Origin of the sequence: Pseudomonas sp. A6, assembly GCF_052367875.1 — a bacterium.
GTDB classification, from domain to species: Bacteria; Pseudomonadota; Gammaproteobacteria; order Pseudomonadales; family Pseudomonadaceae; genus Pseudomonas; species Pseudomonas citronellolis.
The window spans coordinates 5,127,022-5,139,820 of sequence record NZ_CP198970.1 but is presented as its reverse complement, the minus strand read 5'-3'; the positions used below and the strand labels follow the sequence as shown (position 1 = coordinate 5,139,820).

The following is a 12,799-nucleotide window of genomic DNA, read 5'->3' as shown; positions in this document are numbered from 1 at the left end:
TCAACCGGATGGTTGATCCAGGAACAGCCGCGCCAGCAGCTCGGTGCGGCTGGCCACGCCGGCCTTGCGGAACAGGTGGATGAGGTGCGTCTTCACCGTGGCCAGGCCCAGGCCGAGCTGGCGCGCCAGGTCCTTGTTGCTGGCGCCGTCGCGCAGCAGCAAGGCGATCTCGCGCTCGCGCGGGGTGAGTTGGGCGAGGGCGTCGTGGCTGCGGGGTAGGGCCTGGGCGGCCAGCTCCAGCAGCCCCTGCAGGGCCCGCAGGCGGTCGAGTTCGTCGCTGGAGAAAGGCGCTTCGCCGACGCGCCGCAGCAGGGAAAGCCCGGCCAGAGGGCGGCCGCGGTCGGCGGCGATGACTTCCACCACGTCGATCACCCCGTGCCGGCGCAGGAAGCCGTGGTAGCGCTCGCGCTGGTCGCCGGGCTGCTGCGCCATGCCCACGGCCAACGGCACCACCGGCAGGCCGGTGGCCAGGCAGGCGCCGGGCCGCAGCGGGTCGAGGCGGTGGTAGTGGTCGAGGTAGTCGGCGTGCATCTGCCGGCCCATGCCGAGCAGCTGGAAGTCGCAGGCCTGCAGGTCGGCGTCGATGCGGTAGAAGGCGGCGCGGGTGGCGGGGACCAGTTGGTGGAAGCTGTGCAGGCAGCGTTGGCCGATCTGTTCGGGGGTGGGCATGGGCTGGGTCCTGCGTGGGGGTGGGGTGAAGTGCCTGAGGGTAGCTTGTTTTCCCTCTCCCTAACCCTCTCCCTGAAGGGAGAGGGGACCGTTGGGCAGGGTTGGATGTTCTGGCGTCAGCCGGCAACGCCAAATGCTTTCGGCTGAAACCAGGCCTCCTCTCGGCACGGGCTAGCTCCCTCTCCCTTCAGGGAGAGGGTTAGGGAGAGGGGCTCTTCAGGCTACCGAACCAGCCCTCAAACCACCGCGTAGTAATGCTTCACGAACCCCTCCCCCAACACCTCCCAAAGCACCTGCGTGCCCTTGGTCACGAACCAGCTGTCCCCGGCCTTGTACAGCTGGCTCTGCCCGGTAGCCTCGTCGGTCAGCCGCACCTCGCCGCTGACCACCGTGGCCTGTTCGTTGAAGGGATAGGTCATGCGGAACTTGCCGCCGGTGGTGCCGAAGTAGGCGGCGCTGACCGGGTCGGTGGGGGCGCCGGCGGTCATCTTGCCGAAGGCGCGGACCTCGCCTTCGAGGATTTCCGAGCCGAGGTCGGCCACGGTGCCCCAGGCGTCCAGTTGGTCGAGGGTGATGCCTTGCCTGATGGGGGTGAGTGCCATGTGCTTGCTCCTGTGCAAGTGAGTGGAAAGCGGGTTCAGCGGCGCCCGGACCAGTAGCCGGACACCTGGTGCCAGGTCTTGCCGGCGCTGAGCAGCAGCGGGCGGAACTGGTCCTTGCCGTGGACGCGGATGCGCCGCACCGAGCTGATCAGGTCGTAGCGCGCCGAGCCTTCGCTCATGCCCTCGGCCAGCACCTTGCAGATGATGTGGCTGGGGGTGACGCCGAAGCCGGAGTAGCCCTGTACGAAGAAGGCGTTGGGGCGGCCGGGCAGGGCGCCGATCTGCGGGAACAGGTTGGGGCTGCAGGCCATGGGACCGCCCCAGGCCAGGTCGATCTTCACGTTTTCCAGGTAGGGGAAGATCTTCAGCATCAGCGCCCGGTTCCAGGCCTTGAGGTCGCGCGGGATGTGCTCGATGAAGGGCGTGGCGGCGCCGAACAGCAGGCGGTTCTCGCGGGTCACGCGGTAGTAGTCGATGACCGGGCGGATGTCGCTGTAGGCGCCGCGGATCGGGCTGATGCGCTGGATGAGTTCGTCCGACAGCGGCTCGGTCATCATCTGGAAGGCGTAGGTGTTGATGGTGCTCTTGTGCAGCTCCGGCTCCAGCTTGTTGAGGAAGCTGTCGCAGGCCCAGAGCAGCTTGCCGGCCTTCACCGAGCCCTTGGCGGTGCGCACGGTGATGCGCTCGCCGTAGGTCACGTCCAGCGCCGGGCTGTACTCGAAGATCTTCACCCCGTGGCTGGCCAGGGCCTTGGCCTCGCCGAGCAGCAGGTTGAGCGAGTGCACGTGGCCGCCGCCCATGTGCAGCAGGGCGCTGGAGTAGGCGTCGGAGCCGATGATCTGGCGCACCTCGGAGCCGTCCAGGTAGCGGATCTCGTGGGTGGAGTTCAGCGACTTGAACTCCTTCTCCCAGGCCCGCAGGGTCTTCGCCTGGCGGGCGTTGAAGCCCATGTAGCCGTAGCCGTGGCAGAAGTCGGCGTCGATGCCGTACTTCTGGATGCGGCCCTTGATGATGTCGGCGCCCAGGTCGCTGATCTCGAAGATCTGCCGCAGGCCGTCCTCGCCGACGTCCTTCCTGATCTTCTCCAGGTCGTGGCCGATGCCGGCCATGATCTGCCCGCCGTTGCGCCCGGTGCCGCCGAAGCCGAGGTAGCGCGCCTCCAGCACGACGATGTTGGTGATGCCCTTCTCGGCCAGCTCCAGGGCGGTGTTGATGCCGGAGAAGCCGCCGCCGATCACGACGACGTCGGCCTCCAGGTCCGCCTCCAGGGAGGGGAAGGACAGGTCGTATTTCTTGGTCGCGGTGTAGTAGGTGGGGGTCTCGATGTTGATCATGACTGCAGCCTGGAACCGGAGGAATGGAGCGCGACGGTTGCCGCGCGGATGGCCTATTAGGGCCCGCGCGGCAGGGTTTGTCTTGATCCAGGCTGCCCGGCCGCTTGTCCCGGGCTGACAGCGGCGGCTCAGTCGGCCAGCAGTTGGCGCACGCGCTCGACGGCGGCGCGGGCGCAGAGCATGTCCTGCGCCTCGGAGGCGCCGGAGACGCCGACCGCGCCGATGACCACCTCGCCCAGGCGCAGCGGCTCGCCGCCGCCGAACAGCACCAGCCCGGTCTGCAGCGGCAGGCCCTGGCGCACGGTGGGCGCGCTCTGTTCCAGGTAGGCCTGCCAGTCGCCGGTGGGTTTGTCGAAGGCGGCGGCGGTGCCGGCTTTCTTCAGCGCGATTTCGCGGCACGGCTGCGCGGCGCCGTCCATGTGCGCGGTGAGCACCGGCAGGCCGCTGGCGTCGACCAGCGCGATGCTGAGCCGCAGGCCCAGTTCCTCGGCGTGCGCGAGCGCGGCCTGCAGCGCCTGCTGGGCGAGGTTCAGGGTGAGGTGTGCCTGCTGGCGGACGAGAGCGGTCATCGAGGGGACTCCGAGTGGGAAGGTGGCGGGGCGGATCATGACCGAAAGGGGACGGGGCTTTGCAAGGGCCAGGAAAATCCTTGCCTGGGCGCCGCCCGGCGGCCGCGCCTTCCCGCGCGGGCCCGGCGGGCGGCGGGGCCTCAGTACACCGAGGGGGCGGACGGGGCCTGGGGCTGGGCGCCGCCCTTGAACTTGCCGGCCAGTTCGCGCAGCGAACGCATCAGCAGGCTGGTGTCTACGCCCACGGCGACGAACCTGGCGCCCAGCTCCAGGTAGCGCCGCGCCAGCTTCTCGTCGGCGCTGAGGATGCCGGCGGCCTTGCCGGCGCGCTGGATGCGGGCGATGGCGTCCTCGATGGCGGCCTGCACTTCCGGGTGCCCGGGGTTGCCGCGCTGGCCCATGGCCGCGCTGAGGTCGGCCGGGCCGATGAACACGCCGTCGACGCCGTCCACCGCGGCGATAGCGTCGAGGTTGGCCAGGCCTTCGAGGTTCTCCACCTGCACCAGCAGGCACATTTGCGCATCGGCCTCGTCGAGGTAGCCGGGGATGCTGTTCCAGCGCGAGGCGCGGGCCAGGGCGCTGCCCACGCCGCGCACGCCGAACGGCGGGTAGCGCATGGCGCGCACCAGCTCACGGGCCTGCTCGGCGGAATCCACCATGGGCACCAGCAGCGTCTGCGCGCCTATGTCGAGCAGTTGCTTGATCAGCGCCGTGTCGCCGAGCACCGGACGGATGATCGGCTGCACCGGGTAGGGCGCCACCGCCTGCAACTGGCCGAGCAGGCTGCGCAGGTCGTTGGGCGCGTGCTCGCCGTCGATCAGCAGCCAGTCGAAGCCGGCGTTGGCCGCCAGCTCGGCGCAGTAGGGATCGGCCAGGCCGAGCCAGAGGCCGATCTGGGCTTCGGCGGATTGCAGGCGTTGTTTGAAGGTGTTGATGGGCACTTTCATGGGGCTACCTCGGAGCGGTTCGCGAGCAAGCTCGCTCCTACAAGGGATGGCGCAGACAAGGGGCGGCTCAGACGAAGCGGCAGGAGATGCTGCCGAGCTGGTCGTAGTCGACGTGGAAGGTATCGCCGGGCGCCGCCGCCACCGGGCGGGTGAAGGAGCCGCCGAGGATCACCTGGCCGGGTTCCAGGGTGACGTCGTAGGGGGCCAGCTTGTTGGCCAGCCAGGCCACGCCCTTGGCCGGGTGGTTGAGCACCGCGGCGGAGACGCCGGATTCCTCGATCACGCCGTTGCGGTAGAGGATCGCCGGCACGCGTCGCAGGTCGATCTCGGTCGGCCGCACGGCGCGGCCGCCCATGACCACGCCGGCGTTGGCGGCGTTGTCGGAGATGGTGTCGAAGACCTTGCGGGTGACCTTCGTCTGCGGGTCCACCTGCTGGATGCGCGCGTCGATGATCTCCAGCGCCGGGATCACCCACTCGGTGGCCTCCAGCACGTCGAACAGGGTGACGTTCGGCCCCTTCAGCGGCTTGCCGAGGATGAACGCCAGTTCCACTTCCACCCGCGGCACGATGAAGCGCTCGAAGGGGATGTCGCTGCCTTCCTCGAAGAACATGTCGTCCAGCAGCGCGCCGTAGTCCGGCTCGGTGATGTTCGACGAGACCTGCATGGCCCGCGAGGTCAGGCCGATCTTGTGACCCTTGAGCACGCGGCCATTGGCTATCTTCTGAGCCACCCAGGCGCGCTGGATGGCGTAGGCGTCCTCGATGGCGATGTCCGGGTAGTCGAGGGAGAACTGCCGCACCTGCTGGCGCGAACGCTCGGCGGCGTCGAGGCGGGCGGCGGCTTCCTGGATGAGGCTGGAGTCGAGCATGGCGATATCTCTTTAGCGGGGGTTGACCACGGCGGCCGGGGTGCGCAGGACCAGGGCGGCGCCGAGGGCGATGAGGATGGCCAGCAGGTACAGGGCCAGGCTGGAGCTGTGGGTGGTGTCGCGCATCCAGCCGATGAAGTAGGGCGCGGCGAAGGCGGCGATGCTGCCGAAGGAGCTGATCAGGGCGATGCCGGCGGCCTGGGCGCGGTCGGCGAGGAAGGCCGGCGGCAGCTGCCAGAACATCGGCAGCGCGGCGCTGGCGCCCATGCCGGCGAGCACCAGCCCGGCCAGCACCAGCCACGCGCTGCTCGGCGCCAGGCCCGTCAGGGCCAGGCCGGCGGCGGCCAGCAGCAGCGGCACGGCGAGGTGCCAGCGGCGCTCGCGGCGGCGGTCGGAGGAGCGCCCCAGGGCGATCATGAACACGCAGCCGGCGAGGTACGGCAGGGCGCTGAGCAGGCCGACGCGGCCGTCGGAGCCGATGCCGGCGCCGTGGATCAGGCTGGGCATCCAGAACGCCAGGGTGTTCACCGCCAGCATCACCGCGAAGTAGATGGCCACCAGCAGCCAGACCTGGCGGTCGCGGAAGATGCCGGCGAGGGAGGTGATTTGCTTGCGCTGTTCCTCGCCCTGCATCTCCGCGCGCAGGCCGGCCTTCTGCTCGTCGCTGAGCCAGGCCACGCGCTCGAAGCTCTCCGGCAGGCGGCGCCAGACCAGCAGGCCGAGCAGCACCACCGGCAGGCCCTCGATGAGGAACATCCACTGCCAGCCGCGCAGCCCGAGGAAGTCGTGGAAGCCCTCGAGGATGCCGCCGGACAGCGGCCCGCCGATCACCCCGGCCATGGGCACGGCGATGGCGAACAGCGCGGTGACGCCGGCGCGGCGGCGCGCCGGGAACCAGCGGTTGATGTAGACCAGGATGCCGGGGAAGAAGCCGGCCTCGGCCACCCCCAGCAGCAGGCGCAGGCTGTAGAAGCCGGCCGCGCTCTGCACCAGCAGCATGGCGGTGGACAGCAGGCCCCAGGTGACCATCAGGAAGGCGATCCAGCGGCGCGGGCCGACGCGCTCCAGCATCAGGTTGCTGGGCACGCCGAACAGCGCGTAGGCGACGAAGAACAGCCCGGCGCCCAGGCCGTAGACGGTGTCGCTGAAGTGCAGGTCGGCGCTCATCTGCAGCTTGGCGAAGCCGATGTTGATGCGGTCCAGGTGGGCGAAGACGTAGCAGATCAGCAGCAGCGGCATCAGGCGCCAGACCACGCGGGCGTGGGTGGCGTCGCTGCCGGCGGCCAGGGCGGTGGAGGGTGGTGCGGCGGAGGGCAGGGTGGCGGTGCTCATGGTCTTGTCTTTGTTCTGCGAGTGGCCGGGGGCGCGGCGGGCTTCAGCCCGCCTGGCCGTTGAGGAAGGCGTGGACGTTGTTCTGCTTGTAGTTGAGCTCGGCGTTCAGCTCGCTCATCTCGAAGGACAACGCCAGCAGCCGGCGCGCCTGGAGGTCGGCGAAGTGCGCCTTGATCACCTCGAACAGCGCGTCGGCGACCTGCCTGCGGGTGGCCAGGTCGCGCCCGGCGCCCACCTTCAGGCTCATGTGGACGAAGGCGTAGTCGTGCGCGCCGTCGGCCATGCGCCAGGTGTCCAGGCGCACGGCGCGGCTGCGGATGCCGCCGAGCGGGAACACCCCGCTCGCGCCGAGGCAGGCGTGGACCTTCTCGAAGAGGTCGGGCAGGTCGGCCTCGGTTTCGATGTTGTGCGTGTACTCGGCGATGAAGTGCGGCATGGCGGGCTCCTCAGAGGCGGCTGGCGGACGGGTTGCCGGCGGAGTTGGAGGCCTGGGCGGCGGGGATCGCCGAACCGTCCTGCGGGGTGACCGGGAACACCGCGTTGATCTGCCCGGTGCCGGAGGAGCCGAAGTAGGGCGTGACCACCTCGGCCTTGCCGTCGTAGTCCGACCAGCCCAGCGCGCCGAGGAGCATGGCGGTGTCGTGCATGAAGCCTTCGCCGTGGCCCTTGGCCGCGTACTCCGGGAGCATGCCGCAGAAGGCCTGCCAGTCGCCGCGCTGCCACATCCGCACCACCTCGTGGTCGAGGGTTTCCAGGAAGGGGCTCCAGACCTTGTCGGCGAATTCCGGGGCCTGGCCGTTCTGGGCGAAGCGGTGGGTCAGCGAGCCGCTGGCGAGGAAGGCCACGGTGCCGTCGTAGTGTTCTTCCACCGCCTTGCGCATGGCCCAGCCCAGGCGCGCGCTGTCGTTGAGGTAGTGCACGGTGCACAGCGCCGAGACCGAGACCACCTTGAAGTGCTGGTCGGCGTTCATGTAGCGCATCGGCACCAGGGTGCCGTACTCCGGGCCGAGGGTGGTGGCGTCGTGGGCCAGCACGTCCACGCCCATGGCGGTGCAGCCCTCGGCGAGGATGCGGCCCAGCTCGGGGTTGCCGGGGAACTCGTACTCCATGTTGGCGATGAAGTGCGGCAGCTCGTTGCTGGTGTACAGCCCCTGGAAGTGCGGCGCGCAGTTGATGTGGTAGCCGGCGTTGACCAGCCAGTGGGTGTCGAACACCACGATGGTGTCCACCCCCAGCTCACGGCAGCGGCGGCCGATCTCCTTGTGGCCGTCGATCGCCGCCTGGCGGCAACCCTGGCGCGGGCCGGGCAGTTCGGAAAGGTACAGCGAGGGAACGTGGGTGATCTTGGCAGCCAGAGCGAGTTTGCCCATGGTGGTTCTCCTGGTGCGGGGCGCCTGCGCTGGGGCGCCCGGATTCTTGTGATTGTGGCTGCACGCCGGCGATGCAGGCGGCCTGGGCGGCCGCTCTCATCGGGCCGCCTTTTTACACGCCCCAGCGGGGGATGTGGTGGCTGCCCATGGAAATGCACACGTTCTTGATCTCGGCGAAGACCTCGAAGCTGTACTCGCCGCCCTCGCGGCCGGTGCCCGAGCCCTTCACCCCGCCGAACGGCTGGCGCAGGTCGCGCACGTTCTGGCTGTTGATGAATACCATGCCGGCCTCGATGCCGCGCGCCAGGCGGTGGGCCTTGCCGATGTCCTGGGTCCAGATGTAGGAGGCCAGGCCGTATTCGGTGTCGTTGGCCAGGCGCAGGGCCTCGGCCTCGTCCTTAAACTTCAGCAGGCAGACCACCGGGCCGAAGATTTCTTCCTGGGCGATGCGCATGCGGTTGTCCACGTCGGCGAACACCGTGGGCTGCACGAACTGCCCGCGGGCCAGGTGCGCCGGGAGGTTGGCCGGGCGCTCCAGGCCGCCGGCGACCAGGCGCGCGCCTTCTTCCATGCCGATGCGGATGTAGCCGGTGACCTTGTCGTAGTGCTGCTGGGTGATCATCGAGCCGACCTGGGTCTTAGGGTCCTGCGGGTCGCCGACGATCAGGCGCTTGGCGCGGGCGGCGAACTCCTCGACGAAGCGCTCGTACACGCTCTCCTGGATGAAGATACGGCTGCCGGCGGTGCAGCGCTCGCCGTTCAGCGAGAAGATGGTGAACAGCGCGGCGTCCAGGGCGCGGTCGAGGTCGGCGTCGTCGAAGATCAGCACCGGCGACTTGCCGCCCAGCTCCATGGAGTACTTCTTCAGGCCGGCGGTCTGCATGATCTTGCGCCCGGTGGCGGTGCCGCCGGTGAAGGAGATGGCGCGCACGTCGGGGTGGCGCACCAGGGCGTCGCCGGCGGTGGCGCCGTAGCCCTGCACCACGTTGAGCACGCCCGGCGGGATGCCGGCTTCCAGGGCCAGGCGGCCCAGCTCGTTGGCGGTCAGGGGCGAGAGCTCGCTCATCTTCAGCACCGCGGTGTTGCCCAGGGCCAGGCAGGGCGCGGTCTTCCAGGTGGCGGTCATGAACGGCACGTTCCACGGCGAGACCAGGCCGCACACCCCCACCGGCTGGTACAGGGTGTAGTTGAGCATCTGGTCGTCCACCGGGTAGCTGTGGCCGTCCATGCGCGTGCAGACCTCGGCGAAGAACTCGAAGTTGTGCGAGGCGCGCGGGATCAGCACGTTGCGCGTCTGGTGGATCGGCAGGCCGGTGTCGAGGGTTTCCAGCTCGGCCAGGTTGGGCACGTTCGCATCGATCAGCTCGCCCAGCTTGCGCATCAGCTTGGCGCGTTCCTTGGCCGGGGTGTTGGCCCATTTCGGGAAGGCTTCCTTGGCCGCGGCCACGGCCATGGCGATTTCCTCGGCACCGCCGCTGGCGACTTCGGCGATCACCTCGGTGGTGGCCGGGTTGATGGTCTGGAAGACTTCTTTGCTCTCGACCTCGCGGCCGTTGATCCAGTGCTTGATCATGCTTGTTTCTCTATCTCGATTAGGGACGGGCGCGGTTCGCGAAGAACTCGGCCTCGCTGACGATGCGGTTGACCAGGCGGCCGACGCCTTCCACTTCCACCACCACTTCATCGCCCGGCACCACGTCGGCCAGGCCTTCCGGCGTGCCGGTGGCGATCATGTCGCCCGGCTGCAGGGTCATGAAGCTGGAGAAGTATTCGATCAGGTAGGGGATGTCGAAGATCATGTCCGCGGTGGTGCCTTCCTGCTTCAGCTCGCCGTTGACCCAGGTGCGCAGCTTCAGCTTCGACGGATCGGCCACGTCGGCGGCGTCGACGAGCCAGGGGCCGACCGGGGTGGTGGCGTCGCGGTTCTTCACCCGCAGGTTGGGGCGATAGTAGTTCTCCAGGTAGTCGCGGATGGCGTAGTCGTTGCAGACGGTGTAGCCGGCCAGGTAGGCGAGGGCGTCCTCGCGCCTGACGTTGCGCGCCGGCTTGCCGATCACCGCCACCAGCTCGCACTCGTAGTGCATGTAGGCGACGTTGTCCGGGCGCCAGGTGACCTGGTTGTGGCCGGTGTAGGTGCCCCTGGACTTGATGAACGCCAGCGGCTCGGTGGGCGCCTTGAAGGCCAGTTCGGCGGCGTGGTCGGCGTAGTTCAGGCCGAGGGCGAACATGCTCCCTTCGGCCGGCGGCAGCCACTGCACCTCGTGCTCGCCGAGCAGGCGGCCATCGGCCAGGCGCACGGCGTTGTCGGCTTCCACGGTCACTGCGTGGACTTCGCCCTGGTAGCGGATGCGTGCGTGTTTCATCTCAGGCTTCCTCCGCCACGACGTGATTGACCAGGCGGCCGAGACCTTCGATCTCCACCACCACTTCGTCGCCCGGCTGCACGTCGATGCGGCCTTCGGGGGTGCCGGTGATGAGCACGTCGCCGGCGTGCAGGGTCATGAACTCGCTGATCTCGGCGATCAGTTTGGGAATGCTGCGCACCAGGTTGGCGGTGCTGTTCTGCTGGCGCACTTCGCCGTTGACCAGCAGGCGCAGCGGCAGGGCGTGCGGGTCGGCGATCTCGTCGCGGCCGACCACTTCGCTGCCCAGCGGGCAGAAGCCGTCGCGGCACTTGGCCTTGACCGCCGGGCGGTAGTAGCTGTCTTCCGGCAGGCTGAATTCGTTGACGATGACGTAGCCGGCCACGTAATCCATGGCCTCGTCCTCGCTGACGCGGCTGGCGTCGCGGCCGAGCACCACGCCCAGGGCCGGGCCCGGCTGCAGGCGCTCGACGCCGGCGGGGAACACCACCGCCTGGCCGTCGCCGTTGCGGGTGTTCGGCGTCTTGATGAACAGCACCGGCTTGACCGGCGGCTTCTGGTAGGGCGGCTGCTGGAATTCCTCCAGCCGGCTGTGCAACAGGCCCTGGTAGTTCAGCGCGACGCCGAACAGGGTGCCCGTTGCGGCTTCGCTGATAGCGCGACGCATGGCTTCGTTCTCCTGCTTCACCCGGGCCGTGGATACCCGGGTATCGTTAACATGTTAGCGTTATAGTTAATATGTTAACTATGGTCAAGCCTCGTCCATCGGGGCCTGGTTTCGCTGCAGGCATTGGAGCAGGCGCGCCGGCGTGGGGATTGTCCGGCGCTGCCATGGCCTTGACCGACGCTGCCAGGGCGCCGCGCGGGTCGTCGCAGGGTTTGCCTATGCAGGGGCTATGCTGGTTAAAATCTTTCCTATTTTCAGTCGAGTAGCCCATCTACATGTCCACGCCGCGTCCGTCCCTGACCCTCACCCTGCTGCAGGCCCGCGAGGCCGCCATGGCCTTCTTCCGCCCCTCGCTCAACCAGCACGACCTGACCGAGCAGCAATGGCGCATCGTGCGCATCCTCCGCCAGCAGGGCGAGATGGAGATCTACCAGCTGGCGCAGCAGGCCTGCATCCTCAAGCCGAGCATGACCGGCGTGCTGGCGCGCATGGAGCGCGACGGCCTGGTGCGCCGCTGGAAGTCCGAGCACGACCAGCGCCGCGTGCTGGTGTGCCTGAGCGAGAAGGGCCAGCAGTGCTTCGTGGCCATGAGCGACGACATGGAGAACAACTACCGGCGTATCCTCGAACAGTTCGGCGAGGACAAGCTGCAGCAATTGCTGGGGTTGCTGGACGAGCTGAAGAAGATCAAGCCCTGAGGCTCTTCTGTGTAGGAGCGAGCTTGCTCGCGAACCTGCCTCTCGCGCCGAAATCGGATTCGTCATCCCCGCGAACGCGGGGAACCAGTGGCTTCCAGTGCACGCGACCGAAGTCTCTGGGTTCCCGCGTTCGCGGGAATGACGGTTCGAGGTGAGGCGCTGGAGCTAGTTCGCCCCTACAGTCCCACAGGCAGGTAACCCCATGGCCCGCGCACCCATCCCCAACATCGACATCGGCCAGGTCTACGACCTGCGCTACAGCGATTCCGAGGTGCACTACGAGGAGCTGGGCAAGCTGGCCGACTTCTTCGGCCGCAACATGCCGGTGCACCGCCACGACCGCTTCTTCCAGGTGCACTACGTCAAAAGCGGCTCGGTGCGCGTGTACCTCGACGAGCAGCTCTACCACCGCCAGGGCCCGCTGTTCTTCCTCACCCCGCCAACCATCCCCCATGCCTTCGTCACCGAGAACGACGCCGACGGCCACGTGCTGACCGTGCGCCAGCAACTGCTCTGGCCGCTGCTGGCGCCGGAGCAGGGCTTGGCCGCCGGGCCGGACATCGGCCCGGTGTGCGTGGCCTTCGACCAGCTGGACGAGACCTTCGCCGGCGAGGTGGCGCGGGTCGACGGCCTGTTCGAGCTGCTGCGCGAGGAATTCCGTGGCGAGCGCCCCGGCCGCGAGCTGGCCCTGGCCGACCTGGTGCGGCTGATCTTCGTCAGCCTGCTGCGCCTGTCGGCGCGTTCGCTCAAGGCGCAGCCCATGCGCCGCGAGGACCTGCGCCTGTTTCAGCGCTTCAACCAGCTGATCGAGCAGCACTACCCCGAGCACTGGCCGCTGACGGCCTACGCCGAGCGCATCGGCGTGACCGAGGCGCGGCTGAACGACATCTGCCGGCGCGTCGCCGGGCTGCCGTCCAAGCGCCTGGTCCACGAACGGCTGATGCAGGAGGCGCGGCGCCTGCTGCTGTTCAGCGGCAGCTCGGTGAACGAGATCTGCTACCAGCTGGGGTTCAAGGACCCGGCCTACTTCAGCCGCTTCTTCGCCCGCAATGCCGGGATGGCGCCGGGGGAGTACCGGCAGCGTAGGGCGGGTGACAAGGAAGAAGCCTGGCGGTAGGTGGGTGCTGCTGGCTTTTCGTAGGAGCGAGCTTGCTCGCGAACGGGGTTCGTCGGTGACTATGGGGGCTGGGTTTGAGAGCGCCCTCTCCCTAACCCTCTCCCTGAAGGGAGAGGGGACCGTTCGGTGCATTTGGGTAGTTTGGAGTCAGCCGGCAAGCACCGTGGCTGCAAGCTGAAGCTGTCATCTTCTCGGCACGGACAAGCCCCCTCTCCCTTCAGGGAGAGGGCTGGGGAGAGGGTTACGGACTTCTATCCCGC

14 protein-coding genes are annotated in these 12,799 nt (G+C 68.5%); 2 read left to right on the top strand and 12 right to left on the bottom strand.

Annotated elements, in window-relative coordinates:
• From ACTWJ5_RS22455 to ACTWJ5_RS22400, 12 genes are all read right to left on the bottom strand, one after another.
• The gene (locus tag ACTWJ5_RS22455) at positions 1 to 669 is read right to left on the bottom strand and encodes a helix-turn-helix transcriptional regulator (protein ID WP_116423612.1); all 669 of its coding nucleotides are present in this window, start codon (positions 667 to 669) and stop codon (positions 1 to 3) included.
• Positions 670 to 905: 236 nt separating this feature from the next.
• Positions 906 to 1,271 (bottom strand): cupin domain-containing protein, encoded by a 366-nt coding sequence (locus ACTWJ5_RS22450; RefSeq protein WP_009621663.1) that lies wholly within the window; start codon positions 1,269 to 1,271, stop codon positions 906 to 908.
• Positions 1,272 to 1,306: 35 nt separating this feature from the next.
• Positions 1,307 to 2,605, bottom strand: coding sequence for an NAD(P)/FAD-dependent oxidoreductase (locus tag ACTWJ5_RS22445; RefSeq protein WP_043270797.1), 1,299 nt, complete (start codon positions 2,603 to 2,605; stop codon positions 1,307 to 1,309).
• Between the two features lie 128 nt (positions 2,606 to 2,733).
• Positions 2,734 to 3,174 (bottom strand): GlcG/HbpS family heme-binding protein, encoded by a 441-nt coding sequence (locus tag ACTWJ5_RS22440; RefSeq protein ID WP_116423613.1) that lies wholly within the window; start codon positions 3,172 to 3,174, stop codon positions 2,734 to 2,736.
• A gap of 140 nt (positions 3,175 to 3,314) precedes the next feature.
• Positions 3,315 to 4,121 carry a 4-hydroxy-2-oxoheptanedioate aldolase gene (gene hpaI / locus ACTWJ5_RS22435; RefSeq protein WP_116423614.1) on the bottom strand — a complete coding sequence of 269 codons (807 nt, stop codon included), beginning with the start codon at positions 4,119 to 4,121 and terminating at the stop codon, positions 3,315 to 3,317.
• A gap of 67 nt (positions 4,122 to 4,188) precedes the next feature.
• Complete coding sequence (gene hpaH / locus ACTWJ5_RS22430) at positions 4,189 to 4,992, bottom strand: 2-oxo-hept-4-ene-1,7-dioate hydratase (RefSeq protein WP_116423615.1); 804 nt, start codon at positions 4,990 to 4,992, stop codon at positions 4,189 to 4,191.
• A gap of 12 nt (positions 4,993 to 5,004) precedes the next feature.
• A complete protein-coding gene (locus ACTWJ5_RS22425; RefSeq protein ID WP_253390897.1) occupies positions 5,005 to 6,324 on the bottom strand; it encodes an MFS transporter in 1,320 nt (439 codons plus the stop codon).
• 43 nt (positions 6,325 to 6,367) lie between these two features.
• Positions 6,368 to 6,760, bottom strand: coding sequence for a 5-carboxymethyl-2-hydroxymuconate Delta-isomerase (locus ACTWJ5_RS22420; protein WP_444436585.1), 393 nt, complete (start codon positions 6,758 to 6,760; stop codon positions 6,368 to 6,370).
• 10 nt (positions 6,761 to 6,770) lie between these two features.
• Positions 6,771 to 7,694: a 3,4-dihydroxyphenylacetate 2,3-dioxygenase gene (hpaD, locus tag ACTWJ5_RS22415; protein ID WP_444436584.1), complete on the bottom strand. Its 924-nt coding sequence runs from the start codon at positions 7,692 to 7,694 to the stop codon at positions 6,771 to 6,773.
• A 112-nt stretch (positions 7,695 to 7,806) separates the two neighbouring features.
• A complete protein-coding gene (gene hpaE / locus ACTWJ5_RS22410) occupies positions 7,807 to 9,267 on the bottom strand; it encodes a 5-carboxymethyl-2-hydroxymuconate semialdehyde dehydrogenase (protein WP_444436583.1) in 1,461 nt (486 codons plus the stop codon).
• Between the two features lie 19 nt (positions 9,268 to 9,286).
• Positions 9,287 to 10,057, bottom strand: a complete 771-nt coding sequence (locus ACTWJ5_RS22405) for a fumarylacetoacetate hydrolase family protein (protein ID WP_444436582.1) — start codon at positions 10,055 to 10,057, stop codon at positions 9,287 to 9,289.
• Position 10,058: 1 nt separating this feature from the next.
• The gene (locus ACTWJ5_RS22400) at positions 10,059 to 10,724 is read right to left on the bottom strand and encodes a fumarylacetoacetate hydrolase family protein (protein WP_444436581.1); all 666 of its coding nucleotides are present in this window, start codon (positions 10,722 to 10,724) and stop codon (positions 10,059 to 10,061) included.
• 275 nt (positions 10,725 to 10,999) lie between these two features.
• Between ACTWJ5_RS22400 and hpaR the strand changes: the two genes are divergently transcribed.
• Positions 11,000 to 11,422: a homoprotocatechuate degradation operon regulator HpaR gene (hpaR, locus tag ACTWJ5_RS22395; RefSeq protein WP_009621684.1), complete on the top strand. Its 423-nt coding sequence runs from the start codon at positions 11,000 to 11,002 to the stop codon at positions 11,420 to 11,422.
• Between the two features lie 202 nt (positions 11,423 to 11,624).
• Positions 11,625 to 12,539 carry a 4-hydroxyphenylacetate catabolism regulatory protein HpaA gene (gene hpaA / locus ACTWJ5_RS22390; protein WP_009621686.1) on the top strand — a complete coding sequence of 305 codons (915 nt, stop codon included), beginning with the start codon at positions 11,625 to 11,627 and terminating at the stop codon, positions 12,537 to 12,539.
• Positions 12,540 to 12,799: the final 260 nt, after the last annotated feature.